At 62.6% G+C, this 26,169-nt stretch carries 25 protein-coding genes; 11 read left to right on the forward strand and 14 right to left on the reverse strand.

Annotation, left to right across the window (positions count from 1 at the left end):
• Window positions 1-89: 89 nt before the first annotated feature.
• Complete coding sequence (locus ACQY1K_RS14675) at window positions 90-1,469, reverse strand: sigma-54-dependent transcriptional regulator (RefSeq protein ID WP_062581936.1); 1,380 nt, start codon at window positions 1,467-1,469, stop codon at window positions 90-92.
• Complete coding sequence (locus tag ACQY1K_RS14680) at window positions 1,466-3,307, reverse strand: sensor histidine kinase (protein WP_430257700.1); 1,842 nt, start codon at window positions 3,305-3,307, stop codon at window positions 1,466-1,468. The genes ACQY1K_RS14675 and ACQY1K_RS14680 overlap by 4 nt, the downstream gene beginning before the upstream one ends.
• Window positions 3,308-3,436: 129 nt before the next feature.
• Here ACQY1K_RS14680 and ACQY1K_RS14685 point away from each other — a divergent pair, with 129 nt between their 5' ends.
• The 3 genes from ACQY1K_RS14685 (at window position 3,437) to ACQY1K_RS14695 (ending at window position 5,737) form a co-directional block, all read left to right on the forward strand.
• Window positions 3,437-3,913: a DUF4126 family protein gene (locus ACQY1K_RS14685; RefSeq protein WP_062461499.1), complete on the forward strand. Its 477-nt coding sequence runs from the start codon at window positions 3,437-3,439 to the stop codon at window positions 3,911-3,913.
• A 13-nt stretch (window positions 3,914-3,926) separates the two neighbouring features.
• Window positions 3,927-5,306, forward strand: coding sequence for an FAD-containing oxidoreductase (locus ACQY1K_RS14690; protein ID WP_430259033.1), 1,380 nt, complete (start codon window positions 3,927-3,929; stop codon window positions 5,304-5,306).
• Between the two features lie 209 nt (window positions 5,307-5,515).
• The gene (locus ACQY1K_RS14695) at window positions 5,516-5,737 is read left to right on the forward strand and encodes a hypothetical protein (protein ID WP_062461504.1); all 222 of its coding nucleotides are present in this window, start codon (window positions 5,516-5,518) and stop codon (window positions 5,735-5,737) included.
• 14 nt (window positions 5,738-5,751) lie between these two features.
• Here the strand turns inward: ACQY1K_RS14695 and ACQY1K_RS14700 are convergent, their stop codons facing one another.
• Entirely contained in the window at window positions 5,752-6,258 is a 507-nt protein-coding gene (locus tag ACQY1K_RS14700) for a ferritin-like domain-containing protein (RefSeq protein WP_062461507.1), read from the reverse strand.
• 153 nt (window positions 6,259-6,411) lie between these two features.
• On the opposite strand from ACQY1K_RS14700, the gene ACQY1K_RS14705 reads away from it, so the two are divergent.
• Entirely contained in the window at window positions 6,412-7,950 is a 1,539-nt protein-coding gene (locus ACQY1K_RS14705) for a phospholipase D-like domain-containing protein (RefSeq protein ID WP_062583051.1), read from the forward strand.
• Here the strand turns inward: ACQY1K_RS14705 and ACQY1K_RS14710 are convergent.
• The gene (locus tag ACQY1K_RS14710; protein WP_430257701.1) at window positions 7,921-8,871 is read right to left on the reverse strand and encodes a UPF0104 family protein; all 951 of its coding nucleotides are present in this window, start codon (window positions 8,869-8,871) and stop codon (window positions 7,921-7,923) included. The two genes, ACQY1K_RS14705 and ACQY1K_RS14710, sit on opposite strands and share 30 nt — an antisense overlap.
• A 61-nt stretch (window positions 8,872-8,932) precedes the next feature.
• Here ACQY1K_RS14710 and ACQY1K_RS14715 point away from each other — a divergent pair, with 61 nt between their 5' ends.
• Window positions 8,933-9,706: an endonuclease/exonuclease/phosphatase family protein gene (locus ACQY1K_RS14715; protein WP_430257702.1), complete on the forward strand. Its 774-nt coding sequence runs from the start codon at window positions 8,933-8,935 to the stop codon at window positions 9,704-9,706.
• Here ACQY1K_RS14715 and ACQY1K_RS14720 read toward each other — a convergent pair.
• Both ACQY1K_RS14720 and ACQY1K_RS14725 read right to left on the reverse strand, forming a co-directional pair.
• Entirely contained in the window at window positions 9,703-10,527 is an 825-nt protein-coding gene (locus tag ACQY1K_RS14720; RefSeq protein WP_430257703.1) for a phosphoribosyltransferase, read from the reverse strand. The two genes, ACQY1K_RS14715 and ACQY1K_RS14720, sit on opposite strands and share 4 nt — an antisense overlap.
• Before the next feature lie 142 nt (window positions 10,528-10,669).
• Window positions 10,670-11,224, reverse strand: a complete 555-nt coding sequence (locus tag ACQY1K_RS14725) for a helix-turn-helix domain-containing protein (protein WP_430257704.1) — start codon at window positions 11,222-11,224, stop codon at window positions 10,670-10,672.
• A 95-nt stretch (window positions 11,225-11,319) separates the two neighbouring features.
• On the opposite strand from ACQY1K_RS14725, the gene ACQY1K_RS14730 reads away from it, so the two are divergent.
• Window positions 11,320-12,684, forward strand: a complete 1,365-nt coding sequence (locus ACQY1K_RS14730) for an LLM class flavin-dependent oxidoreductase (RefSeq protein WP_430257705.1) — start codon at window positions 11,320-11,322, stop codon at window positions 12,682-12,684.
• Window positions 12,685-12,773: 89 nt separating this feature from the next.
• Entirely contained in the window at window positions 12,774-13,976 is a 1,203-nt protein-coding gene (locus tag ACQY1K_RS14735; protein ID WP_430257707.1) for a pyridoxal phosphate-dependent aminotransferase, read from the forward strand.
• Between the two features lie 32 nt (window positions 13,977-14,008).
• On the opposite strand, the gene ACQY1K_RS14740 is transcribed toward ACQY1K_RS14735, so the two are convergent.
• Entirely contained in the window at window positions 14,009-14,314 is a 306-nt protein-coding gene (locus ACQY1K_RS14740) for a hypothetical protein (protein ID WP_430257708.1), read from the reverse strand.
• 79 nt (window positions 14,315-14,393) lie between these two features.
• Window positions 14,394-14,771: a winged helix-turn-helix transcriptional regulator gene (locus ACQY1K_RS14745; RefSeq protein ID WP_062581919.1), complete on the reverse strand. Its 378-nt coding sequence runs from the start codon at window positions 14,769-14,771 to the stop codon at window positions 14,394-14,396.
• A gap of 108 nt (window positions 14,772-14,879) precedes the next feature.
• Here ACQY1K_RS14745 and ACQY1K_RS14750 point away from each other — a divergent pair, with 108 nt between their 5' ends.
• Window positions 14,880-15,941 carry an SDR family oxidoreductase gene (locus ACQY1K_RS14750; protein ID WP_062581917.1) on the forward strand — a complete coding sequence of 354 codons (1,062 nt, stop codon included), beginning with the start codon at window positions 14,880-14,882 and terminating at the stop codon, window positions 15,939-15,941.
• 318 nt (window positions 15,942-16,259) lie between these two features.
• Here the strand turns inward: ACQY1K_RS14750 and alaE are convergent, their stop codons facing one another.
• The 3 genes from alaE to ACQY1K_RS14765 form a co-directional block, all read right to left on the reverse strand.
• On the reverse strand, window positions 16,260-16,724 hold the full coding sequence (gene alaE / locus ACQY1K_RS14755; RefSeq protein WP_430257709.1) for an L-alanine exporter AlaE: 465 nt from the start codon (window positions 16,722-16,724) through the stop codon (window positions 16,260-16,262).
• Between the two features lie 84 nt (window positions 16,725-16,808).
• Window positions 16,809-18,065: a DUF763 domain-containing protein gene (locus tag ACQY1K_RS14760; protein ID WP_430257710.1), complete on the reverse strand. Its 1,257-nt coding sequence runs from the start codon at window positions 18,063-18,065 to the stop codon at window positions 16,809-16,811.
• Window positions 18,066-18,091: 26 nt separating this feature from the next.
• Complete coding sequence (locus ACQY1K_RS14765) at window positions 18,092-19,288, reverse strand: aminotransferase (RefSeq protein WP_430257711.1); 1,197 nt, start codon at window positions 19,286-19,288, stop codon at window positions 18,092-18,094.
• A gap of 90 nt (window positions 19,289-19,378) precedes the next feature.
• Here ACQY1K_RS14765 and ACQY1K_RS14770 point away from each other — a divergent pair, with 90 nt between their 5' ends.
• Window positions 19,379-20,038: a sulfite oxidase-like oxidoreductase gene (locus tag ACQY1K_RS14770; protein WP_092659511.1), complete on the forward strand. Its 660-nt coding sequence runs from the start codon at window positions 19,379-19,381 to the stop codon at window positions 20,036-20,038.
• A 181-nt stretch (window positions 20,039-20,219) separates the two neighbouring features.
• Here ACQY1K_RS14770 and ACQY1K_RS14775 read toward each other — a convergent pair whose 3' ends face one another.
• Genes ACQY1K_RS14775 through ACQY1K_RS14785 form a run of 3 tightly spaced genes read right to left on the reverse strand, consistent with a single transcriptional unit; the run spans window position 20,220 to window position 24,002 of the window.
• Window positions 20,220-22,511 (reverse strand): xanthine dehydrogenase family protein molybdopterin-binding subunit, encoded by a 2,292-nt coding sequence (locus ACQY1K_RS14775; protein WP_430257712.1) that lies wholly within the window; start codon window positions 22,509-22,511, stop codon window positions 20,220-20,222.
• Window positions 22,508-23,506, reverse strand: a complete 999-nt coding sequence (locus ACQY1K_RS14780) for an FAD binding domain-containing protein (protein WP_430257713.1) — start codon at window positions 23,504-23,506, stop codon at window positions 22,508-22,510. The genes ACQY1K_RS14775 and ACQY1K_RS14780 overlap by 4 nt, the downstream gene beginning before the upstream one ends.
• Window positions 23,499-24,002: a (2Fe-2S)-binding protein gene (locus ACQY1K_RS14785; protein WP_430257714.1), complete on the reverse strand. Its 504-nt coding sequence runs from the start codon at window positions 24,000-24,002 to the stop codon at window positions 23,499-23,501. The genes ACQY1K_RS14780 and ACQY1K_RS14785 overlap by 8 nt, the downstream gene beginning before the upstream one ends.
• 322 nt (window positions 24,003-24,324) lie before the next feature.
• Here ACQY1K_RS14785 and ACQY1K_RS14790 point away from each other — a divergent pair, with 322 nt between their 5' ends.
• Together ACQY1K_RS14790 and ACQY1K_RS14795 are read left to right on the forward strand one after the other, a co-directional pair.
• Complete coding sequence (locus ACQY1K_RS14790) at window positions 24,325-24,912, forward strand: TetR/AcrR family transcriptional regulator (protein WP_430257715.1); 588 nt, start codon at window positions 24,325-24,327, stop codon at window positions 24,910-24,912.
• Between the two features lie 79 nt (window positions 24,913-24,991).
• The gene (locus ACQY1K_RS14795) at window positions 24,992-26,098 is read left to right on the forward strand and encodes a carbohydrate kinase (protein WP_430257716.1); all 1,107 of its coding nucleotides are present in this window, start codon (window positions 24,992-24,994) and stop codon (window positions 26,096-26,098) included.
• Window positions 26,099-26,169: the final 71 nt, after the last annotated feature.

A 26,169-nucleotide genomic window follows, 5' to 3' on the forward strand; every position in this document is an offset into this window, starting at 1 on the left:
TGCAGCATGGGTGGATTAGGGAACAATCGCGCCAAAGCCTGGGTGGAAATCCACCCAGCACGGGGTTTCGCAGGTGTTTCGTCACCCGTTCAATCGTCCTGCAGCATCTGGTCGGCCGAGATAAGGCGCTTGTCGAGCCCGTGTTTCTGCATCTTTTCGTAGAGCGTCTTGCGCGAAATGCCGAGCGATTCGTAGACGGGGCGCAGGGCACCGCCATGGGCAGCAATTTCGCCGGCGATCAGGTTGCGCTCGAAGGCTGCCACCTTGTCGGCCAATCGCCCGGCCGGATCACGAAGCCTGCCGTTGGAATCCGTCGACGGAAGATCGAGACCCAGCACCAGCCGATCGGCGGCGTTGCGCAATTCGCGGACGTTGCCGGGCCAGGCCTGGTCGCCGATCGTCGCGATCACATCGACGGGAACGTCGAGATCGTCACGGCCATAGCGGGCGGAAGCTTCGCGGACCAGCTGCAGAAACAGGAGCGCGATATCGGCCCGACGCTCCCGAAGTGACGGCACATGGATGGTTGCGACGTTGAGACGGTAGAGTAGATCGGCCCGGAACCGGCCGGCTGCGACCTCCGCTTCCAGATCCACCTTGCTGGTGGCGATAAAGCGGACGTCGAGCGCCACGGTTTCGTTCGAGCCGAGCCTTGTGATGACCCGCTCCTGCAGGACGCGCAGGAATTTCGCCTGCAGGTCGAACGGCATCGAGCCGATCTCGTCGAGCAGGATCGTACCACCGCGGCCATGTTCGAACTTGCCGTATCGCGGCCTGATCGCGCCCGGAAAAGCGCCCGCCTCGTGGCCGAACAACTCGCTTTCGATCAGCGTTTCCGGAAGTGCCGCGCAATTGATGGCGATAAACGGCCGGTTGGCGCGCGGGCTGACATCGTGCAGCGCCCGCGCCACCACTTCCTTGCCGGCGCCGGTCTCGCCGATGATCAGCGTATCGGCATCGGTGGCGCCGATCGCGCGGATCCGGTAGCGCAGGTCGACCATCACCTGGGTGCGGCCGGGCATGCGGGTTTCCAGATCGTCGCGCTTGCCGGCCACCGCCTTCAGCCGGCGGTTTTCCATGACCAGCGCGCGGCGATCGAGCGCCCTGCGGATAACGCCGGCCAGATGCTGCGGCGTGAACGGCTTTTCGAGGAAATCATAGGCGCCCTCGCGCATCGCCTTGACCGCCAGCTGCACATCGCCGTGGCCGGTGACGAGAATGATCGGGATTTCCGCATCGAGTTCGCGCACCCGCTGCAGAAGCGTCATGCCGTCTGTTCCGGGCATGCGGATATCGCTGACGATAACGCCCTCGAAGCCGAAACCGGCGAGTTCGAGAACATGATCGGCATTGGAAAAGGTCTGCACTGAGAGCCCGAACAGCTCCAGCGCCTGGGCGGTGGATCGGCGCAGCTCCTCTTCGTCGTCAACCAGCAAAACCCTTTGCGCCGCATCCCTTGCTTCGCTCACTCGGCAGCCTCCATCAGGTTTTCATCGGCAATGTCGAGCTCGATGGTGAACACGGCACCCCCATCGGGATCATCGGTGACGGAAAGGCTACCACCGAAATCCTTGACGATGTTGTAGGAGATCGACAACCCGAGGCCGAGCCCCTTGCCGATGCCCTTGGTGGTAAAGAAGGGATCAAAGATGCGCTCGCGAATCGATGCCGGCACACCCGGCCCGCCATCGCGCACATGCACCGTCACGGTATCGTGGGTCCGTGACGCCGAGACGGCGATGCGCCGGTCGGCAAGTCCCTCGACCGCATCTGCCGCATTGCCGATCACGTTGACCAGAACCTGCTGCAGACGGATAGAGCCGGCCCGCACCTTCGGCAGGTTGGCGGGGATGTCGACGACGAGATCGGCATCGGCCGCCTTCAGCCGCGCCGCGACGATTTCCAGCGTGTCGTCCATCACCTCCTGCAGCGAGACGGCGCCGAGCTTCTCGTTCGGCTTGCGGGCAAAATTGCGCAGATGCTTGCTGATCGAGGCCATGCGATCGATCAGCGCCGAAATGCGTCTAACGTTGTCGCGCGCCTCGTCCGTGCGGTCGAGGTCCATCAGCACGCCGGCCGTCTCCGCATAGGTTTTCGCGGCCGCAAGCGGCTGGTTGAGCTCGTGCGACAGTGCCGCCGACATCTGACCGAGGCCGGCAAGCTTGCCGGCCTGGATGAGGTCGGCCTGGGTCTGGCGCAGTCGCTGTTCGGTGGCCCGGCGCTCGGCCACCTCCTCCTCGATCTGGGCGTTGACGCGGGCAAGATCGGCGGTGCGCTCGGCAACCCGGTGCTCGAGCGCATTCTGCGCTTCTGCCTGGAGATGCATGCGCTCGGCAAGCCGCGCCCGGCGCTGCAGGATGACGGCAAGGCCGAGGACGGCGAGACAGAGGGAAAGCAGCAGGGCGGCGACGGTGGTCTTTGCCTGGGCATGCACGGACCCGGTATCCATCAGCACGCTGACGGTCCATCCGGCATCGGGCATCGGTTGCGACACGACGAGATATTCCCGGTCGCCATCATTATCGGCAATCGTCATCACCTCGTGGCCGGCGAATTCGCCACGGCGGACCGGCAATTCGCGCAGTTTCGCATCCGCATAGCGCCGCGAGGTCTGGGTGCGGGCGATCCGGCCCGGCGACAGCGGCAGGGTCGTGGCATAGAGCCATTCCGGCCGGCTGGTCATGAAGATTATGCCCTCGGGGTCGGCAACGAAGATGCGGTCTTCGGTTCCCTGGTCGGTCCCCTTCCCCCAGCTGTCTTCGACCAGATCGATATCCACCTTGAAGACGATGACGCCACGGATCACTCCGGCGATCTCGATCGGCGACGAGAAGTAGTAGCCGCGTTTGAGCGACGTCGTGCCGAGCGCATAAAAGCGCGACTGGCGGCCCTTAGCAGCCTCCTGGAAATACGGACGGTAGGAAAAGTTCTCGCCGATGAAACTGACGTCGCTGTCATGGTTGCTGGCGGCAATGGTCTGCCCGTCCATCGTCATCAGATAGATGTCGGAGGATTTGAGGAGCGCGTTGGTGTCTTTCAAATAGGCGTTGGTGGCGGCCTGCAGGGTTGTGTTGGACGGATCGAGCACGAAAGCCTCGACATTCTGCTGGTCGGCGATCAGGGCCGGCAGCGCCTCGTAGCGCTTCAGGTGCCCGTCGAGACCGGAAACGGCAAGCCTCAGCGTGGTGTTGGCCTGCGCCTTCGCCTCCTCCATGTAGCCGCTCGCGATCATGCCGGCGCCCTGGACATAGATGCCCAGACCGATCATGACCGCCACGCCCGCCGCTGCAAGAATTGCGTATCTCACCAGATGCCGGGCTCCTCCTCCCAACTCGTCCTCGGTCGTCACCTTAAAATCCGGCACTGGCGAATTCCACTAAAACTTGCGAAGACTTGATTTCACCGGCATCCGTCGGCGGCGGCAAAGGGAATCATCATGAGTTACATGCTTGCACTCGTCATCGGCGCGGTGGCCGGACTTCGCGCCATGACGGCACCGGCGATCGTCAGCTGGGCGGCCGGTCTCGGCTGGCTCGATCTCTCCGGCACCTGGCTCGCCTTCATGGGCTCCAAATGGGCCGTGCTGATCCTGACGCTGATCGCCATCGTCGAATTCATCACCGACCAGTTGCCATCGACGCCAAGCCGCAAGGTGCCGCAGCAATTCGGTGCACGTATCTTGACCGGGGCGCTCTCGGGTGCTGCGATTGGAATGCCCTACGGCTACTGGCTGGCCGGCCTCGTCTCCGGCATTATCGGCGCCGTGATCGGAACGCTGGGTGGCGCCGCAGTGCGGGCAAAGCTTGCCGCCCATTTCGGCAAGGATGCACCGGCAGCCTTTATCGAGGACGGCGTGGCCGTCGTCGCAGCCCTGATTGTCATCCTGCTTTTGCCGGGAACGCCGGCCGCCTAACGGAGATCTGAGCATCATGCAGACATTCGACGCGATCATCATCGGTGCCGGACAGGCGGGGCCATCGCTTGCCGGACGCTTCAACGACGCGGGCAAGACAGTTGCCATCATCGAGCGCAAGCATGTGGGCGGCACCTGCGTCAACACCGGCTGCAAGCCGACCAAGACGCTGGTGGCAAGCGCCTACGCGGCACATCTTGCCCGCCGCAGCGCCGATTACGGCATCGGCATCGGCGGCGAGGTGACGATCGACATGCCGGCTGTCATGCGGCGGGCGCTGAAAGTGACGATGGACAGCCGCGGCAGCAATGAAAGCTGGCTGGAGAAGATGCCCCATTGCACGCTGATCCGCGGCCATGCCCGCTTTGAGAGCGCTAACACGATCCGCGTCGGCGACGAGTTGCTGACGGCGCCGCAGATCTTTCTCAATGTCGGCGCGCGCGCCACCATTCCCGATTTCGAGGGCGTCAACGACATCCCCTACATGACCAACAGCGACATCGTCGGGCTGGACCGGGTGCCGGACCATCTGGTGATCATCGGCGGCAGCTATATCGGGCTGGAATATGCGCAGATGTATCGCCGCTTCGGCGCAAAGGTGACCGTGGTGGAGCGCAGCGAACGTATCGTCAGCCGCGAGGATGCGGAGATCTCGCAATCCATCCAGGAGATGCTGGAAGCCGAAGGGATCGTTATCAGGACCGGCGCCGAATGTATCCGTTTCAGGAAGACCAACGACGGTATCGCAGTCGGCATCAGCTGCGACGAAGGCGCGCCTGAAGTCATCGGCTCCGATGTGCTACTCGCGGTCGGACGCCGTCCCAATACCGACGATCTCGGGCTCGACAAGGTGGGTGTGACGCTCGACGAGCGCGGCTATATCCAGGTAGGAGACGATCTGTCGACCAATGTCGCGGGCATCTGGGCGATGGGCGACTGCAACGGCCGCGGAGCGTTTACCCACACCGCCTACAACGATTTCGAGATCGTTGCGGCCAATCTGTTCGATGGCGAGAGCCGCAAGGTCTCCGACCGCCTGCTCGGGTATGCGCTCTATACCGACCCGCCGCTCGGCCGGGTCGGGATGACCGAACACCAGGCGGTGAAGGCTGGCCACAAGGTTCTCGTCGGCACGCGGCCGATGAGCCAGGTGGGACGCGCGGTGGAAAAGGGCGAGACGATCGGCCTGATGAAGATCGTGGCCGATGCGGAGACGAAAAAGATCCTGGGCGCCGCCCTTCTCGGCACCGGCGGCGACGAGGCGATCCACGGCGTGCTGGACATGATGAATGCCGGCGCGACTTATGATGCCCTGCGCTGGGCCGTGCCTATCCACCCCACCGTTTCGGAACTGTGGCCGACCGTGGTCCAGTCGATGAAGCCGGCAGGCTGACGAAACCATCCGGAATGACGGGTGTTCACGCGCTGCGGCGCGCTCACTGACAATCCCGTCATTACAGGAATTTAACCTTCTCCCTCCCTTTGCAACGAGGGGGAGTTTGCTTAGACTTCACCCATCGTCGGCACAATCGAAGGCCGCCGGCGACGGGAAGACATTAGAGCGATCTCCCCCAACATCCATTCCACGACGGGAGGCCACAGATGAATACACCTGCATTCAATGCGGCAATGGAACCGCGGGAACTGGATTTCCTGCAGCACGTCTTCGATGCCGCCTGCGCCGAACGCGGCTTGTCTGGCGAAAGCACGGCGGCAAAGAACCTCGCGGCCGAGATCATCGATCTCTACCAGCACGGCGCCTGCGACGAAGGCGCCCTGCAGCATCGGCTGGACTTGTCAGGTCTTCTGAAAAGTCAGGACTGAAGCAGAGGCGTCTACTACCGCTTCGCCTGGAGATCCCGCTCGTCGCGCATCAGGAATATCCGCGTGATGCTGTCGATATTGTCGTTCAGCCATTCCGCCATGTCTTCTTCCTCGGACAGGATGTGTTCGAAGACGGCGACGGCTTCCGGTTCGTCCAGTTCGTCAGCGGCAGCAATCAGCACCTTGTAGGTAGCGATTTCCGTGTGCTCGAATGCGAAGGCAGTCGTCATCGTCTTGATGACCTCGTCGCTGACCAGCAATCCGCCGACACCTTGGGCCGTCGCGGCAAGCTTGGCGGTCATGTCCTTGAAGGTCGGCGTCGTCACGGCGAACTTCTCCAGCATCTCGGTCAGCGCCGCGACGTGGCCGCGGGTTTCCTCGAGATGCTCCAGAACGCGGTCCTTGAGATCCGGGTAGCTTTCGATCCGGCGTGCCTGAGCTGTCAGAAGCGTGACTGCCTGTTCCTCCATCGCATGGGCATTGCGTAGCCAAGTAATGAAATTGTCCCGCGCATGCGTCATGTTCACGTCCTCCTCGTTACGTCTTCCCCCGGGTCGATTTGGTACGCAACGACTGTAAACCCGTCAACGTCCGCGATGTTCCAGCGTCCCTGGAACATCTTGCAGCTTAGCGCGTTGATGGGCCACGCAATTGACGGGGGTCAAAAGGTGGACGTGTCTAATTTTTCTTCAAAAACTTCGCCGAGCCAGACAGGCTCTTCCGCACTTTCGTCCTGGCGCCGGTCGGAGCCATCCGGCCGTGCGATCATTCGCCCCGGCCGCAACGTCTGGCGCAGCGCCGAGGCCGAGCGGGTCGGCTTCCTGATCGATGGCGAGGAATACTACCAGCGCCTGGACGACGTGTTGAAACAGGCCGAACGGTCCGTGATGATCCTCGGCTGGGACTTCAACCCTGGTATCAAACTGCGCCCGCGCGACCCGGATTGCCCGACGCTTGGTGCCACGCTGCGCCGCATGGTCGAGGAAAAGCCGGAACTGGAAATCCGCATTCTCGTCTGGGGCATGGGTCCGGTTTATTCCGGCAAGAGCCTGAAGATGTTCGGCAAGATGGACTGGAATGACCATCCGCGCATCGAACTGCGCTTCGATTTCGAACATCCGCTGCGCGCCAGCCATCACCAGAAAATCGTCGTGGTCGACGACAGGACCGCCTTTGTCGGCGGCATCGATCTGACCGCGCGCCGCTGGGACGACCGTGGGCATGCCTGCATCAACCCGGCCCGCACCTCCCCCGACGGCACGACCTATGGTCCCGTTCACGACATGCAGACGATCGTGACAGGCGATATCGCCCGGCTGATCGGCGACGTGACGCGCCGGCGCTGGAAGAAGGTGACGAAGATCGAGCTCGAACCGGTCACGGTTGCAGGCGAAGCCGCCTGGCCGCAGGATCTCGAACCCAATCTCACCAATTGCCGTAGTGGACTTGCGCTGACCGAACCCTGGAAATGGAAGGGTCGCCGCGGCCACCGCGAGGCGATCAAGCTTACCCATGATGCGCTGAAGGCAGCCGAGCGGCACCTCTATATCGAGACGCAGTATCTCGCGTCCTTCGGCGTGGCGCGCACGCTTGCCCGCAAGCTCAAGGCGGCGCAGGGCCCGGAAATCGTCATCATCGTGACGCGCGAATCCCACGGCTTCCTCGAAAAGCTGATGATGGGCAACAACCGCACCCGCCTGATTCGCCGCCTGAAGCGCGCCGATCGCTACGGCCGGCTGCGGATCTACTACGCCACGACGCCGGATGCCGATGGCAACGATCGCGAGATCATCGTCCATTCCAAGCTGATCGTCGTCGACGACCGCTTCGTGCGGGTTGGCTCGTCCAACCTCAACAACCGGTCGGAAGGGCTCGATACGGAATGCGATATCGCGCTCGAGACTGTCGAGGCCGCGTCGCAGAAGGCAATCCTTGATCTGCGCGACGATCTTCTGGCCGAGCATCTCTGCGCCAACAAGGAAGACGTCTCCCGCATCATTCAGCAGACCGGATCGATGCTGGCGGCGATCGACATTCTGAACGTCAACCCACGTTGCCTGCGGCCTTTCGAGGTGGATACGCTGAAGGGCGAGATCACCTCGCTCATCGGCACCGGCATTGTCGATCCGAAACAGCCGTTCTGGCCGATCCCGGAGATCAAGTCCGGGATCAGGAAGCTGTTTTCACGCCTTTCCTTCCGCCGCGCGGCCTGAATAGGCACTTCCCTGACGCCGGTAATAGGCCTCGCTTGCGATCAGCACCGGTACGCCGATCGCGAGCGGCACGAAGAAGTAGAGGACGCGGAAGGCGATCAGTGCCCCGATCGCCGATGTGCCCGGCAACAGGTTCAGCATGACCGCTTCCAGCACGCCGAGACCGCCCGGCACGTGGCTGACCAGCGCGCCGAGATTGGCGGTCACGTAAGCGCTGGCGACCTGCAGGAATCCGATATCGGTAAACGCAAGCAGCAGCTGGCGGATCGCGGAGGCGACACAGAGGAAATTCAGTGTGCCGACGATGATCTGGCCGATCGCGAGCGACAGATCCGGCGGCGTGAAACGCCAGGAGCGGACGGGCAACGGCCGGCGCACGAAAGCGCAAAGCAGTAGATAGGCAGCCGGCACGGCCAGACAGGCGACGCCGATGGCGGCCCTCTCTCCCCTGCCAAGGCCGAAGAAGTCGTCCGATCCATTGACATCGAGCAGCATGGCAATGCCGCCCAGTGTGGCAAGCCCCAACCCAACAGTCGCGCCGCAAAATACGATGACCTTGGCGATGTCCTGAGGCTGAAGGCCCCAGCGGGAGTAGAACCGGTAACGGACCGCGCCGCTGCTGAGCGCTGCCATGCCGACATTGTGGCCGATCGACAGGCTTGTGAAGGATGCGAGTGCCGTCTTATGGTACGCAAGCGGCTTGCCCGCATAGCGCACGCCAAGCGCATCGAACATGCCAAGGCAGGCATAGGAGAGAATGACGAAGCCGAACGCGGCCACCAACCGAATGCCGGCGATGGACAGCACGGACTCCTCGATTTCGTCCCATGTGTAGCGTTGCAGGCTGCGGTAGACGAGGAGTGCGGCAAGGCAGACCGCGGCAACCACAAGACATTTGATGAGGGGCCGCCAGATCTTCATTCCATCTCCATTCATGCTGTGCAGGGTGGAACGAAATGACTGTCCAAGGTGTTCCCGCGCTATGATCGATGCGCTCCCCAAATCGCCCTCCGACACCCCGTCCGAAACTCCCTCCCGTCGCCGTCTGAAGATCCTGAGCTATAATGTCCATAGCTGCAGAGGCACTGACCGCCGGCTCGATCCGGCGAGGATCGCCGACGTGATCTCGGAGTTGAAGCCGGATATTATCGGCCTGCAGGAACTGGATGTGGGCCGCTCGCGCACCGGCGGCGTCGACCAGGTCGACATCATCGCCCGCGAGGTGGAGATGGACTATCATTTCCATGCAGCCCTGCATGTGGCCGAGGAACGCTACGGCGACGCCATTCTGACATCCCTGCCGCTGAAAGTGATCAAGGCCGACATGCTTTCCTCGATCGGCGAGCAGCGCGGCGCAGTCTGGGTGGAAATCGACGTCGGTGGCAAACCGCTGCAGGTCTTCAACACCCATCTCGGACTCCGCGGTAAAGACCGGATGGCGCAGATGACGGAGCTGACGGGCCCGGACTGGCTCGGCGGCCTCGAGAAGGAAAACCCGGCGCGCATCCTGATCGGCGACTTCAACTCGACACCGATCACGAGGACCTACCGGCATGCGGCCAAGCGCCTGACCGATGTGCAGACGGCGCTTGTCAAACCTTGGCGGGCAACGTTTCCGTCCCGCTTTCCGCTGCTTCGGCTCGACCACATCTTTGTTTCCGACAGCATCAAGGTGATCGATGCCGAAGTGGTCTCGACACCGCTGACGCGGCGGGCATCCGACCACCTGCCGTTGTTGGCGACGATTGAAATCTAGTTGAGCAACCGCTCCGACCGTCTGGCTTCCTTGAGCAGCCGGACGACGTCCTGATCGGTGGTTTCCGGGAAATCCTCGTAGTGGTCACCCACATCGCCGAATGTTGGCGGGATCGACAGGCAGACCACGTCTTCAACCTTGTCCCTGATTGCATCGAGCGTGTCCTGCGAGGCGACCGGTAAGGCAAGGGTAATGATCGCGACACCCAGCTGCCTGAGCGCGTGGATGCTGACCTCCATCGACCCGGCATCGGAAAGCCCCTCATCGATCAGTATGACGTGACGCCCGGCAAGATCGTGCTCGTCGGCGTGATCCTCGCCGAAATACATCCGGTGATGGCGGTCGACCTCGGCGATCTGATGCTGCCGCTCCTCGTTAAGATAGCCAGGAGGCAGGGGAAAGCGCCGCACGTTTCCCTCGTCGATATGGACAATTGGTTCTTTAGCGTCGACAACGGTGCCGATGCTTAATTCCGGGTGGCCGGGGGCTGCGATCCTGCGCAGGATCAAGAGATCGAGATGCAGTCCAAGCCGCTGCGCCACTTCGAACGCAACCGGCACGCCGCCGCGCGGCACGGCGACCACCACGGGATCGCCGGCGACAGAGGACAAGGATTGTGAGATTTGCAGTGCCTCGGCCAGCTGCCGGCCGGCATCACTGCGATCGGCAAACTCGGGCGTTGCCGTTTCCGCCTTGCGGGCCTGCACCCGTTTCCAGAAATGACCCAATCCCAGCATCGCATCCTCCTCCCAGGCCTCGATCCGTTCTTGCGGTGTAACCGACAGGATATCGGATCGTTCCGGGCAAGAAAAGGATTTCACACTTTCTGCGGGAACAAACCGCTAGGGGTTCGTGTTCACGGACTTGTAGGTCGCATCCATCAGCGCGACCGGCAAAGTCACAATCTCCCCAACTGGCGCTTCCTTCGGGAAGCGCCTTTTTCACGTCTGCCGTTCTGCTCCGTTACCTTCGGGAAAGCGCCACAACGTAACGCGCCGGGACCTTACCGGGATTGAAGAAGACGCAGTCGGCGGGCGGCCCCAGCATGAGACAATCGCCCTCCTTCAAAGAATGCAGCACCGTGCCTTCGATGAAATCGAGCGCGCCCGCGAGAAGCCAGATCTGCTGATGCTGGAAGGCGAAGGCGGAGGCCGGATAGGGAACGCGCACGGCAGGCGGCAGCAGAACCTCGATCAGTTCGAGCGGCGCATTGGGCGGCGACAGGGCCCGGCGGGTATAGCCGGTCTCGGGATCGGTCCAGACCGGCTGGCCCGACTGGATGCGCAGCCGCTCCTCCCCGCCTTCCGCCAGTGCCAGAAGCACCGACAGCGGCAGGCCGAAAGCGCCGGAGAGCCGGCCGAGCACGGCGGCCGATGGACTGGCCTCGCTGCGCTCGATCTTGCTGATCATCGCCTTCGACACGCCGGAGCGTTCGGCGAGTTCCGCAAGCGACCATTTGCGTGTCTCGCGTTCCGTTCTGAGACGCGATGCAATGGCATCTCCAACATCTGCTTCCATGGCTTTATCCGCTTGCCTCCGAACGATCGTCTTCTATAGTGGACGATAGGAACTTATAAGAGACGCACCAGATCTGCAACGCGGGGGAATGCTCTTTGCGCCAAATCCGATTCAACGCCTTCGACATGAACTGTGTCAGCCATATCCAGCACGGATTGTGGACGCATCCGCGCGACCAGTCCAACCGTTACACCGAACTCGCCTATTGGACGGATTACGCCAAACGGCTGGAAGCCGGCCTGTTCGACGGGATTTTCCTGGCAGATGTGGTGGGCGTCTACGACGTCTATGGCGAAAGCCCGGATGCGGCCTTGAGGGGCGCCGTCCAGGTGCCGGTCAACGATCCCATGCTGCTGGTGCCGGCCATGGCGGCGGTGACGAAGCACCTCTCCTTCGGTGTGACGGCGAACCTCACCTACGAGCAACCCTTCCTGTTTGCCCGCCGCATGTCGACGCTCGATCACCTGACCGGTGGTCGGATCGGCTGGAATATCGTGACGGGCTATCTCGACAGCGCGGCGAAAGCGATCGGCCTCGACGCGCAAATGGCACATGACGATCGCTACGATCTCGCCGACGAATACATGGACGTGATCTACAAGCTGCTGGAAGGCAGTTGGGACGACGATGCCGTCGTGTTCGATCGCGCCGCCGGAGTCTACGCCGACCCGGCCAAGGTTCGAAAGATCAGCCACGAAGGCCGGCAGTACCGGCTGGACGCGATGCATCTTTCCGCCCCCTCCCCGCAGAGAACGCCGGTTCTCTATCAGGCTGGCTCTTCCACCCGCGGCCGGGCGTTTGCCGCAACCCATGCCGAATGCGTCTTCGTCAACGGCCAGAAGATGGAAAGTGTGCGCGACCTCGTCGACGATATTCGCGCCCGTGCGCTTGCCGGCGGCCGAACCGCCGATGATCTGAAAGTCTTTGTCGGTGCAACGATCATCACCGGCCGCACGGAAAAGGAAGCGCAGGAGAAGTTCGAGGATTATCGCAGCCATGCCAGTTCCGAGGCAGCACTTGTCCATGCCAGCGCATCGCTCGGCATCGATTTTGCGCGCTACGATCTCGACGAACCGATCCAGACCGGCAAAAGCGATGCCATCGTCTCCAATGTCGAGGCGATGACCCGCAGCGCGGGACCGCAATGGACGAAGCGCAAGCTGCTCGACCAGATGATTCTCGGCAGCCGCCAGATGCCGATGGTGGGCTCTGCCGAGCAGATCGCCGACCGTCTCCAGGAGTGGATGGAAAAGGCCGATGTCGACGGTTTCAACCTGTCGCGCACCGTCGTGCCCGAATGTTTCGACGACGTGATCGAGCTGGTGATCCCCATTCTGCAGGAACGCGGTGTCTATAAGACCGGCTATCGCGAGGGCACGCTGCGCGAAAAGCTGTTCGGTGCACCGAGATTGCCGGCCCGGCACGTCGGTGGCCGTTACCGGACGGGAAGCCACGTTTAAGTGCCGATCACCCATGCCGCGCCATTTGCCCCGGCGCGGCGTATTTGCTAGAGGCGGCCCATCCTAATCCTCGAACATGAGGCCTATTCATGCGCTATGCCACGATCACCGACCGTCTCGCCCATCTCGGTTCAGGCCGCTGGGCGCTGCATCTGACCGCAAGGCGCATGAAGGCCGAGGGGGAGGACGTGGTCGAGCTGACGATCGGCGAGCCTGACGTCGTGCCCGACAAGGCGCTGCTGGATGAAGCCGCGCGCGCCATGTATGCCGGCCGCACCCGCTATTCCAACGGCCGCGGCGAGCCGGAGACGCTGAAGGCGCTCGTTGCGAAATATTCGAAACGCCGCAGCAACGTGACGGAAAAGAACTTCCTCTGTTTTCCAGGCACCCAGAGCGCACTCTACTGCGTCATGACCGGGCTGGTTGGCGCTGGCGATGGCGTGCTGGTCGGCGATCCGCTTTACGCCACCTATGAAGGCGTCATCGCCTCCACCGGCGCGCATATGATCCCGGTGCCGCTGCGGCCGGAGAAGAAATTCCACATGCAGCCGGACGATCTGGAACGGGCGGTGACGCCGGAAGCACGCGTGCTGCTTCTGAACACGCCGCACAACCCGACCGGTGCGGTTCTGACAGCCTCCGAAATCGCAAGGATCGGCGAGATCTGCCGCAAGCACGATCTCTGGATCATCTGCGACGAGGTTTATGAACAGCTGATCTTCGACGGCACCAGCTTTGCCTCACCCTTTGACATGGCGGAACTGGCGGAGCGCACGATCGTGGTCTCGTCCATCTCCAAGTCGCACGCGGCACCCGGATTCAGATCCGGCTGGGCAGCCGGCCCGGAGGAATTTTGCGAACGTCTGCTGCCGGTTTCTGAAATCATGCTGTTCGGCGTACAGCCCTTCATTGCCGACATGACCGCCATGGCGCTGTCTGAAAACTTCCCGACAGCCGACGTGATGCGCGCCAATTATCACAGGCGCGCCGCGATCGTCGAAACTGTGCTGAAGGGCAATAATCTGGTCAAGCCGATGATGCCGGAAGGTGGGATGTTCATCCTGCTCGACGTGACGGCAACAGGCCTCGGTGGCGAGGAATTTGCTTGGGAACTGCTGCGCGAGGAAAAGGTGGCAGTCATGCCCGGCACATCCTTCGGCGATCAGGCGGCAGGCTTTCTGCGCATATCGCTCACGGTGCCTGATGATGTGCTGGAGGGAGCGATCCGCCGCATCGGCGAACTCGCCGGCCGGATCGCGGCGCGCGAAGAGGCGCCGCCGCATATCCAGTAGTCTCTCACCCGCGGCGACCGCGGGTGGAAGTCTCAGCCGCCGATGTCGCCGGCGTCGGCCTCATGATCGCTCGGGACGCCGGAGCCTTCGGCTCCAGCCGCCTTGCGGGCGCGATTGAGTTCGACGGTTGCCGCATCCGTCTTGCGCACTGACCCATCCTCGCCGGTACCAAAGCTCTTCTCGACCTTGTGGTCAGCCTGTACATCCTCAGCCGCATCGGCGGCCGGGTGGATGCTATCCCTTGACTGTTCGGAAACCTTGGGCTGGCTGCTGCCGAACCGGGTCGCTTCCTTGGAAGCCGTATCGGCTGCGAGGTCGACGTCTTTGTGGTCTGACATAGCAAGTCTCCCTTGTTCCCAAGGAGAACACGGGCCGGCCACCATCGTTCCATCCGAACTGGGAGGCCCAATCCCTGATCTAGGCTCCCTCGCCCTTCTTCGCTTTGAGCGCGTCCAGCGCATCGGCATTGTCTCGACCCCAACCGTAGAGCAGATCGATCAGCTCGACGAAACGCTTGCCGAGCGGCGTCAGCGTATAATCGACTGCCGGGGGCACCGTGCCATAGACGCGCCTGATGACAAGACCCGAGGCTTCCATGTCGCGCAGGGTCTGGGTCAGCATCTTCTTGGAAATGCCGGGCAGGCTGCGCAGCAGAACGCCGGTCCGCGCACAGCCCTCCAGCCGCGTATCGAGCACATGCAGGATCATGCTCGTCCATTTCGAGGAGAAAAGGTCGAGGACGCGGCGCGGTGCGCAGTCTTCGCGCCATTCGTTGTCAGGTGAGCCTGGCTGCATGATCTGTTCCCCATCTGGTTACGTCAGGGTGCCTATGTCCCATTCGGGTGCCTTCTGGCACAGTCTGCCGCAAGACACTAGATCAGGCTCAGAACGACAGGAGCAATGATGACAAAAAAAGCATTGATCGTGGGCGCAAGCGGCATTGTCGGCAGCGCAACAGCAAAGGTTCTGGGCGACGACGGCTGGCAGGTTCTCGGCCTGTCGCGCACACCGCAGCAGCAGACGAACGTGACACCGGTGGCCGCGGATCTTCTCGATCCGGCCTCGCTTTCGAAAGCGCTGGCGGGTCTCGATCCCTCGCATGTGTTCATCTCGAGCTGGCTGCGGCAGTCGACCGAAGCCGAAAACATCCGCGTCAACTCGTCGATGGTGCGCAATGTCCTCGACGCGCTGTCTCCGGCAGGCTCCGTCAAGCATGTGGCGCTGGTGACGGGCCTCAAGCATTATCTCGGACCATTCGAGAACTACGGCAAGGGCGCCCTGCCGCAGACGCCGTTCCGCGAGGAACAGGGCCGGCTCGAGGTCGATAATTTCTACTACGCCCAGGAAGACGAAGTGTTTGCCGCGGCCGCCCGCGACGGCTTCACCTGGAGCGTCCATCGCCCGCACACGATCGTCGGCAAGGCTGTCGGCAATGCCATGAACATGGGCACGACGCTTGCGGTCTACGCTGCCATCTGCAAGCACACCGGCCGTCCGTTCCGCTTCCCCGGCGTCGAGATGCAGTGGGAGGGGCTGACCGATATGACCAGCGCCAACCTTCTCGCCCGCCATCTCCTGTGGGCTTCCACGACACCGGGAGCAGCCAACGGCGAATTCAACGTCGTCAATGGCGATGTCTTCCGCTGGAAGTGGATGTGGAGCCGCATCGCCGCCTGGTTCGAGCTGGAACCCGCTACCTTCGACGGGACCGTACAGCCGCTTGAGAAGCAGATGGCTGAGGATGCCGCGATCTGGCGCGAGATTGCAGAACGCCACAATCTGGCCGAACCGGACATGAACCGCCTCGTGTCGCCCTGGCATACGGATGCCGATCTCGGACGCCCGATCGAAGTCGTCACCGACATGTCGAAAAGCCGCCGTCTCGGCTTCCTCGAATACCAGCCGACCGACGATGCCTTCTTCGATCTGTTTGAAGATCTGCGCGCAAACCGGCTGATCCCGTAAGGGAGCGCCGATAAAATCATGTGCCCGGGGATTCTTCCCGGGCACTCAGACTGCTGACGAACTCTGAAGAAGCTTGTTTGGGGAGAGCGATACCCCACTCTCCCTCATCCTCGCCCTTGTGGCGGGGATCCAGCGACCCGACGTCCGTCGGGTCAAAGACTCTTTCAGCTCAAGGACTTGAGCTGACTGGATCCTCGCCACAAGGGCGAGGATGAGGGGAGTTTGGCGATAGGCTCAGTTTCCCGAGTAACCTGCAGAGCTGTGAGGAAATACTTCCTCAGCAGTCTGATGCGCCCGGGCATTTCCCGCCGGGCGCATTCACGTATTGAGCGACATCGGCTTCGTTCCGCCCGGCGACAGGCCGAAGCGGCGCCTGATGAAGTTGAGGAAGGCTCCGTAGGGCCGACCCGATGCCAGCATGATCACGATCACACCCAGTGTTCCCCGCAAAAGTTCGGCGCTGTCAGCCCCGGTGATGGCGAGGATCGCCGCATAGAGCGGGACCTGGAAGCTGACGAGCGCGAGCGTATCCCACAGGATCTGCGACAGTCGCCCGGGGCCGGCAAACCGCATCACCCAGTCTCGCCAAAGACCGTATGGACGTCCCGAGGGAACCATCAGCACGGCGCCGAGAAGGCGCGCGTCAAACACCTGCTCCCAGCTCATTCCCGCAACGAACCGCTCGTTGATAATGCCGGTCGTGGTGAAGAACAGGATGAGGGCTAACGTATCGGCCGCGAAGGATCGCCACCCGGCGCTTCGCGTCTCCGTTTCATGCGACAAATTGCTGGTCTCCCGGCCATCTCTGGAACGAGCGCCTTCTTGTTGAGGTCGATATGGGACAATCACCGTCGACGGCAAGCGCACTTACCCCGTCCGTTTATCGTCTTCCGCCTCAGGCTCCCAGCCGAACACACTGCGGCCGCCCCATTCGTGCGAGCGGGAAAATTCGCCGGCGACGATTTCCTTGAGGTCGGGGCCGGTCACGTATTTTTCGAGCTGGCGGGCCTGGTCATCGAGGCGGCGCAGCGCCTGCATTTCCTCGTCGCGGCCAAGCCTTGCCTTGCCGACGGCCGATTTCATCACCCTGATCGTCTCGTCATAGACCCTGATCGGCACCGGGAACGGATGCCGGTCCTTGCCGCCATGGGCAAGCGAAAACCGCGCCGGATCGGAAAACCGGCAGGGCGCGCCGTGCACGACCTCGGCGACCATGGCGAGCGCCGACACCGTACGGGCGCCGACGCCCGGCGTCAGAAGCAGATCCTCAAAATCTTTAGGTCCACGATCGGCAGCGGCGGCAAGCGTGCCGTGCAGGCGTTTCATGTTGACGTCTTCCTGGCGGACGTCGTGATGATCAGGCATGATCAGATGCGGCAGCATCGGCTGCGCGAGATCCTTCTTGCGCTGCCGGCCCGGATCGATCGCGATCACCTCGCGCACGATGCGGTCGGGGCCGAGCGATGCGAGCAGATCGAGCTGGCCGTGGCGCGAGGCCTCTGCCCGGTGATCGGCGAGGTTGACGATATCGCCCTGACCGCGGCCCTCGATCGCCGCATGCGGCGAATCCACGAAGCTTTTCAGGCCCTGCGACTGCCAGTGATAGCGCCGCGCCTGTTTCCGGTCGCCGTTCATGCCCTGCTGGACGACGACCCATTTGCCATCGTCTGTGACGATGAAGCCGTGCAGATAGAGATCGAAACCATCCTGAACGGCGGCGCTGTCCACCTTGGCGACGAGCCGGCTAGTCTTGGCAAGGGCGAAACCATCGATGCCGACGCGGTTGCCGATGGCAATCAACTCATCCGGCGTCTGCCGCGAATTGCGGCCGCGACCACCGCAGACGTGAATGCCGAGTTCGCCAGACATCGGCGTCAGCCCGCGTTTGAGCGCGCCGATGACGCTGGTGGTGATGCCGGACGAGTGCCAGTCCATGCCCATCACCGCCCCGAAGGATTGAAACCAGAACGGATGCGCCAACCGGCTGAGCAGCTCGTCACGGCCGTAATGCAGAACGATGGCTTCGGTGATGACGGCGCCGAGCTTTGTCATGCGGTCGCCAAGCCACCGGGGAACCCGGCCACCATGAAGCGGAAGATCGGCGCTGCCTGCTCTTTGAACCATGGTTCCTTATAGAACCGGCCGCCGCTTTACGACAGCGAAAAGTTCCGCAAACGTTCTTCCAGAAGACCGATGGTTTCGACATCCGCATTGGCGAAGGCAAACCGCAGATAGCCATCCTGGCCTTGCCCAAAGTAGACGCCGGGAATGCAGCTGATGCCGGCGCGTTTGGCGAGCTGTTCGGCCACTTCCGCCGAGCCCTTCCCCGGGTAGGGATGCCGCACGAAGGCGAAATAGGCGCCGATCGCATCGAGCTTCCAACCGGACACGCTGCGCATGACCGTTTTCAGCGCTTCGGCGCGGCGGCCGATTTCCTGGCGGTTTTCCTCGCGCCAGGCAGTCAGCAGCGGCAGTGCTTCGGCAACGGCTGCCTGGGCGGCTCGCGGCGCGCAGATCTGCAGATTGTCCATGATCTTGGCGATCTGACCGATCGCCTCTTCGCCGGCCGTGATGGCGCCGAGACGATGGCCGGGAATGCAGAAGGATTTGGAAAAGCTGTAGAGGCTGATCAGCGTTTCTTCCCAGCCGGACTGCGAAAACAGGCTATGGGCCCGGCTTCCGGCTTGCGGCAGGAAATCGCGATAGGTCTCGTCGAGGATCAGCCAGATGCCCTTTTCCTGGCATAGCTTGAAGATCGCCTCGAGCAGCGACGGCGGATAGATGGCGCCGGTCGGATTGTTGGGCGACACCAGCGCCAGCGCTTTCACCCCATCCGTCATCGCCGCTTCGAGCGAGACCAGATCCGGCAGGAACCCGTTTTCGGCAGAACAAGGCACGAAGGCGGTGCCGATGCCCATCATGGCAAGCGTCGTTTCATGGTTGAAATAGAACGGCTCGGTCATCAGGATGGTGCTGCCGGGACCCGCAACCGTCATCGCCGCGCAGACGAAAGCCTGGTTGCAGCCGGAGGTGATGTGGATGTTTTCCTCGGCAAGCGCTGCGCCATAGACCTCGGAGACGTGGCTTGCATAGGCGGTGCGCAGAACCGCCTCGCCCTCTATCGGGCCGTAGCCGGTATAGGCCTTGGACGAAGCCGTCTCGCCCAGAAGCCGCAGCATGTCCGGATGGGCAGGATAGCCGGGCACCGCCTGCGACAGGTCGATCAACGGCCCCAGAGCCTTGTCATAGGCACGACCCCAGGCCGCGACGGCGGGAACCGGTGGCAGGGACAGTTGTTCGATCAATGGGTTGAAGCGGGCATTCAGGCGCGGATGGGAGGCGGGCATGGGGTCTCGACGAAATCTCGGGCGGGGGCATCAGGAATTGATTGCCCTTGTTGTTTATCAGATTATCCTCGGAGGCAAGGAGAACCACTTATGGACGACAATCTTCCGCAGGATTCCAAGCTCACCAGCACCAAGCGCAAATGGGCCGATGAGGGGAAATTCCTGACAGGCCGGCATGCGCGGCCCGATACCGATCGCCTGCCGCCCGGCCAGCATCTGGTCAAGAACTGGCCGGTGCTCGATCTCGGCCAGCAGCCCAGCATTTCGCCGTCACAGTGGAAGCTCGACATCTACGGGCTCGTCAACAAGCCGACGACCTTCAACTGGGACAGTTTCCAGGCACTGCCGCAGACCGAGATGCGCTCCGATATCCATTGCGTGACGACCTGGTCGCGCTACGACAACGACTGGAAAGGCGTTTCCACCCGCGACCTGCTAGATGCCGTTGAGCCGACCGACAAGGCGACCGCAGTGATGCTGACCGCCTATGACGGCTACACGACCAACGTTCTCCTCTCCGATTTCGCCGTGGCCGACGCACTCATCGTCACCCACTGGGATGGCAAGCCGCTGACCGAGGAGCATGGCGGACCGGTGCGCCTCGTCGTGCCGCATCTCTACTTCTGGAAAAGCGCGAAATGGCTGAAACGGATCGACTTCCTCGGCATCGACAATGCCGGCTTCTGGGAAAAGAACGGCTACCACATGCGCGGTGACCCTTGGGCCGAGGAGCGGTATTCGGAGGATTGAGGGAGTGGAAACCCCACTCTCCCTCATCCTCGCCCTTGTGGCGGGGATCCAGCGACACGACGTCCGTCCGGTCAAACAGTCTTTTGCGCTCAAGGACTTGAGCTGACTGGATCCTCGCCGCAAGGGCGAGGATGAGGAGACAGCAGTCTAAGGCTGCCGCCAAAGGCGACAGCCCTAGAGATCACATCAGTTTTTCCAGTGTGATCGGCAGGTCGCGGATGCGTTTGCCGGTCGCGTGGAAGACGGCGTTGGCGATTGCCGGGGCGACGCCGACGATGCCGACTTCGCCTACCCCTTTGCCGCCAAGCGTGGACGCGTCGAGATCCGGCACGCCGACCGAGATCACCTCGATATCCGGAATGTCGGCATTGGTCGGCACCAGATAGTCGGCCATGTTGCTGTTGATGGTGCGGCCGTTGCGCGGATCGACGACACCTTCTTCGAGCAGTGCCTGGCCGATGCCCATGATGATGCCGCCCTTCCACTGGCTTTCCACCAGCTTCGGATTGTAGAGGCGGCCGCAATCGAAGGCAGAGACCATGCGCGAGACCCGGATCGTCCCGAAATCCTCGTCGATCCGGACTTCGACGAAATGGGCAGCCCAGCTGTGCATCGAGAGGTCGCCCGAGGTCGGCCCCTGCACTTTCGACATGGTGGTCCAGGCCTGTTTCTGATCGTCAGGCGTCTGCGCGTTTTCGGCAAGCGTGTTGCGGCGGATCTCGAGCTCATTGCGGCCGACAGCCTGCATCAGTTCCTGCAGCGACAGCGAAGGTCCACCGCCGCGCGATGCCTCGATCCGCCCGCCAACCAGCGAAAGCGTGTTGGCGCCGGTATCGCGGAACGGCGAACCGGTCTCGTTGAGCGCAAGGCCGATCAGTTCGTCGCGGGCTGCAATCGCTGCCTTATGCACGGCACCGGTGATGGATCCCGCCAGCATCGATCCGCCGGCGATCGACGAACCCGGCATGCGGCTGTCACCCAGGAGCACGTCGACCTCTGAGACCGGCACGCCGAGCGCGTCGGCGGCCGTCTGGGCAAGGATCGTATAGGTGCCCTGCCCCATGTCGATTGAGCCGCTGACCACCTCGACGCGGCCGTTCGCAAGCACGCGGATCATCGCTTCCGACGGTGCCCGGATGACCGGGAACGTCCCGCAACCGATGCCCCAGCCGATCAGCGTCTTGCCATCCCGCATCGAGCGGGGCTGATGGCTGCGCTTTTCCCAGCCGAAGGCGGCAGCCCCTTGCGTCAGGGCTTCACGCAGCATCCGCGTCGACCACGGCTTGCCCGACTGATAGTCGTGATCGGCATAGTTTTTCAGCCGCAGTTCCAGCGGATCCATATCGAGCTTGTAGGCAAGCTCTTCCATGGCGCTTTCGATGCCGTAGGCGCTGGGGTTCTTGCCCGGTCCCCGCAACGCGCCTGGAGTAACGGTGTTGACCGGCACGACGCGCGACTGGGAGGAGAAGTTTTCCACCTTGTAGAGGATAGGCGTCGCCGCCCCCGTCTGCTCTGGGTAATCCATATAGACTGATGTCTCGGTCCTGCCGCGGTGGACGATCGCCTGCAGCACCCCGTCTTCGGAAGCGCCGAGCGCAATCGTCTGGCGGGTTGCCGCCCGACCACCATAGCTGGTGAAGTTCTGCGGCCGTGTCACGGCAAGCTGGACCGGTCGTCCGAGCTTCCTTGCCGCCGCAACCGCCACCGCGCCATAGGCGAGCGGCTGGCCCTTGGAGCCGAAACCACCGCCGATATAGGGCGAAATGATCCGCACCTTTTCATAGTCCATGCCGAACCATTCGGCATACATGCGGGCCATGCCGTGCGACCACTGGCTCGGTTCCCAGATCGTCAGCTCGTCGCCGTCCCACTTGGCGGCCAGCCCGTGCGGCTCCATGGCGCAATGGTATTCGCGCGGCGTGCTGTATTCGCTTTCGATCCGCACCGGTGATGCCGCAAGGGCTGCTTCCGCATCTCCCCAGCCGATGGTGAGATTGTCCATCAGCTTGCCTTCGCCAGCCGCCGGATCGTCGATGCTCATGACCGGCGACGTTTCCTCATAGGTGACGATAACAAGCTTTGCGGCTTCCGTCGCCTGTTCGCGGCTTTCGGCGATCACGGCTGCAATCGACTGGCCGTTGAACTGCACCTCGCGCGGCAGCGGATGATAGGCCTTGTCTTCCGGCCGGTTGCCCTGCCAGTCGGCGGAGACACGCAGTCCGAGATCGTCTTCCGGTGTCAGCACCATCAGGACGCCGGGCGAAGCGAGCGCGCGGGTCGCATCGATGTTGACGACGCGGCCTGCAGCGATCGTGCTCTGCACGAGGGCCGCGTGGGCAAGGTTGTCGATCGGGTATTCCAGCGCATAGGTGGCAGCACCTGTGAGCTTGAGGCTGCCTTCGAACCGGGTCAGACGTCCGCCGACCATGCCGTCTGAGGCATCGCCGTGTTTGCGGGGGGGCATAATAGTCATGCGAGACCTCCAGATTTGTCCGTCGAGACCGTCTCGATCGCCCGGGCAACGACCCGCGGCACAAGATCGATCTTGTATTGATTGTCGCCCTGGGCAACGGCGCCCTCCATGGCAAGCAGGCTTGCCGTCTTGATGGTGGCATCGTCGAGCACTTTGCCGATCAGCGCCTGTTCGACGGCGCGCGCCCGCCATGGCTTGGTGGCAACGCCGCCGAGCCCAACGCGGATATCCCTGACCGTGCGACCATCGTCTTCCAGTTCCAGACCGACGGCAGCGCTTGCGGCTGCAAACTCGTAGGACTGGCGATCGCGGACCTTCAGATAGGTGGAGTTTTTCGCGGCAGCGCTTTTCGGGATCGACAGGCCGACGATCATCTCGCCGTGCTGAAGCACTGTTTCCCTGTCCGGGGTATCGCCGGGCAGGAGGAAGAACTCATCAAACGGAACCGTGCGGGACCCTAGATCGACGACCGCATCGAATGCGACCAGCGCCACAGCCAGATCGCCCGGATTGGAGGCGATACAGTGCTCGCTGGTGCCGAGAACCGCATGGTTGCGGGTGATGCCGCCAAGTGCCGAACAGCCGGAGCCGGGATTGCGCTTGTTGCAGGCCGGGAACGTGCCGGGATCGCGGAAATACGGACAGCGCGTACGCTGCATCACGTTACCGCCGATCGTCGCCATGTTGCGCAGCTGCGCCGACGCCGCCAGCAGCAGCGATTCCGAGACAGCCGGCATTTCCGCCTGGATGCCCGCATGATCGGCAACGTCAGACATGCGCGAAAGCGCGCCGATGGTGACCGAGCTGGGCGTGACCTCGATGCCGGAGAGACCTTCGAGATGGGAGATATCGACGACCGTTTCCGGTTCGGCGACGCCGCATTTGGCAAGATCGATCAGGGTCGTGCCGCCGGCCAGAATGGATGCCCCTGCCTGCAGCACCGCCTGGCGGGCCTCATCGAGGGTCGCGGCGCGAAGATAGGAAAAATCACGCATCGGCCATCTCCTTCGTTGCAGGAACGACGGCCTGCGCGGCCTGGCGCACTGCAGCGACGATGCTGTTATAGGCGCCGCAGCGACAGAGGTTGCCGGACATGTATTCGCGGATTTCCGCATCCGATCCCGCATGACCCTCGCGGATGCAGGCGACTGCCGACATGATCTGACCCGGCGTGCAATAGCCGCACTGGAAGGCGTCCTGCTCCAGGAAGGCCGCCTGAACCGCATGCAGCGTTCCGTCGGCAGCGGACAGTCCTTCGATCGTTTCTACCTGACGGCCTTCGACCTGGGCCGCCAGGGTGAGACAGGATAACACCCGTCTGCCATCCACATGGCAGGTGCAGGCGCCGCACTGGCCCTGGTCGCAACCCTTTTTGGTGCCGGTGAGAACAAGATGGTCGCGCAACGCATCGAGCAGCGTCACGCGCGGCTCGACATCGAGGTCGTAACCCTTGCCGTTGATATCGAGGTTGAGGCGAATGGTTCGTGTCATGACAGGCTCCTGCAATCTTCACGAAGAGAATTTCAAAGAATTAGGCTGGACCGGCCGTCTGGCGAGGGCATGGGTCCCTGATATCGTCTAAACGCGCCGCCGATCGCGGTCGATAAGGCGGAGCGACATCTTTCGACATGACATCCGGCCGCCTTCTGATCTAAAAAGACATATGCGCCGCCTCAAACGGAGGCAACTCCGTTTAAACTAGCCGCTCGCTGAGATCAGTCAAGGCTGGATTTCGAAAACATCCGTTTCAGGATGCCGGAAACCAGAATTGCGACCCTCAGAGAGCCTAACCACTGGAACAGGATTTCGGGCTTTGGCCACGCCGAAAAATGCACAGACCCCGGCTCCGAAACTTCGCGCGGACGCTCGCCGCAACCGCGAAAAGCTGGTCGAGGTGGCAGCCCAGGCCTTTGCGGAAAAGGGCGTCGAGACCTCGCTGGAAGAGATTGCCCGCCAGGCCGGCGTCGGCATTGGCACGCTCTATCGGCATTTCCCGACCCGCGAACATCTGGTCGAACTCGTCTATCGCCGCGAGCTGACGGCACTGGCGGCAGCAGCAGACGAACTTGCCGCCAATCATCCCGCCGACAAGGCACTGGAGCTGTGGATGCTGCGCTTCGTCGGCTATATGGCAACCAAGCGTGGCATGGCCAACAGCCTGAAAATCATCGCCAGCTCCAACACGACACTGTTTTCCGAAGGCTTCGGTACTATTCGGCAGGCGCTCGACAGACTTCTTGCAAACGGCCGCGAGGCAAATCTCATCCGCAGCGATATCGGCCACGCGGATCTGATGCATGCCATGTCGAGCATCTATTCCATCCCCGATTCCCCCGAATGGCGCGCCAGCGGCAATCGCCTGATCATGCTTCTGATGGACGGCCTGCGGGTGCGCAACTGACGGCGTGAAGCGCCCACAAAACAACTGTTGACGAGAGGAACAGTTGTTTATACACCGTGAACCTTCACGGGAAGCCACGATGGACGATCTGACCAGCCAGGAAGCCGCCGTTCTCGGCATTATCAGGGACAATCCCTTTGCCGGACAGCAGGAGATTGCCGAGATGCTGGGCCTCGCCCGCTCCACGGTGGCAGCGCATATCGTGCAGCTGATGCAGAAGGGCCATGTTCTCGGCCGCGGCTATGTCATGCCGCAGCCGTCGCGCGCCATCTGCCTCGGCGGCGCCGTTCTCGACCGGAAATACCACGCGAAGCAGGAGATCGTGCCTGGCACATCGAACCCCGTCGACAGCACCCGCTCGATGGGTGGCGTTGCCCGCAACGTCGCCGAGAACCTCGCCCGTCTCGGCACGCAAACCGGCTTCATCTCGATCGTCGGCGACGACGAAGGCGGCCGCACGCTGATGACCTATATGCGCGAGCGCGGCATCGACGTCAGCCAGATGATCATCAGCACCGAGCGACCGACCGCCGAATATGCGGCCATCCTCGATCCGCACGGCGATCTTTCGCTCGGCATTGCCGACATGGGCATATTCGACCTGCTGCGCCCTGAACATCTCGACCGCGTCTGGCCCCATCTGGCTTCCGCAAGCTTCGTGTTCTCCGACTGCAACCCGCCCACAGAGACGCTGGCAGCGTTGATCACGCGCAGGCGCGACGCGCGCTTCCGCTTGGCGATCGACGCCGTCTCGACCGTCAAGGCCATGCGCCTGCCGAAAGACCTCACCGGTATCGACCTTCTGTTCATGAATATCGACGAGGCGAACGCCATTCTCGGCCTGTCGGCCCGCGAAACGATCGACGATGCGCTGAAGGCGGCACGTGGCCTGCAGGCGGCCGGCGCCCGCGAGGCGGTGGTGACGATGGGTGCTGCCGGCATTGCGGTTGCCGGCATAGACGCTTCGGGCAGTTTCGAAGCAGTCGAAGCCAAGGCGATCGACATGACCGGCGCAGGCGATGCGATGATTGCCGGAACCCTGCACCGGGTAATCGCCGGCGACGACATCCACACCGCTGCCCGCATCGGCGCGCTGGTGGCGACGCTCACCACCGAAAGCGCTGCAAGCGTCCACCCCGAACTCTCCGAGGCCTTTTTGCAGGCCCATATGCACCGTTTGTCCTGAAGTACGCCAGTGCTTCCAGTTTAATCCCAACGCAGGTCCAGACGCAAAACCGCTTCACGGCTTTGCCGGAA

It is taken from the genome of Neorhizobium sp. IRS_2294, from assembly GCF_050500145.1.
GTDB classification, from domain to species: domain Bacteria; phylum Pseudomonadota; class Alphaproteobacteria; order Rhizobiales; family Rhizobiaceae; genus Neorhizobium; species Neorhizobium soli.